At 50.2% G+C, this 249-nt stretch carries 1 protein-coding gene; it reads right to left on the bottom strand.

Annotation, left to right across the window (positions count from 1 at the left end; all coding sequences use genetic code 11):
* Window positions 1-249 (bottom strand): hypothetical protein (locus tag H5S10_RS00470; protein WP_267905326.1); only part of this gene is annotated, 249 nt, incomplete at both ends.

The following is a 249-nucleotide window of genomic DNA, read 5'->3' as shown; positions in this document are numbered from 1 at the left end:
CCTCAGCTTCAGTAAGCGCCAGCGAAAGTGCCTCAACATCGTTGAGTGCAAGTGAAAGTACCTCAGCCTCCGTAAGTGCAAGTGAAAGTACCTCAGCTTCGGTAAGTGCAAGTGAAAGTACCTCTGCTTCAGTAAGTGCAAGTGAAAGTACCTCCGCTTTAGTAAGCGCCAGCGAAAGTACTTCGGCTTCAGTAAGTGCGAGCGAAAGCACCTCAGCTTCAGTAAGCGCCAGCGAAAGCACATCAGCAT

Source organism: Limosilactobacillus balticus (genome assembly GCF_014145615.1).
In the GTDB taxonomy this organism is placed as follows: domain Bacteria; phylum Bacillota; class Bacilli; order Lactobacillales; family Lactobacillaceae; genus Limosilactobacillus; species Limosilactobacillus balticus.
This window is presented reverse-complemented; position numbering and strand designations above follow the sequence as displayed.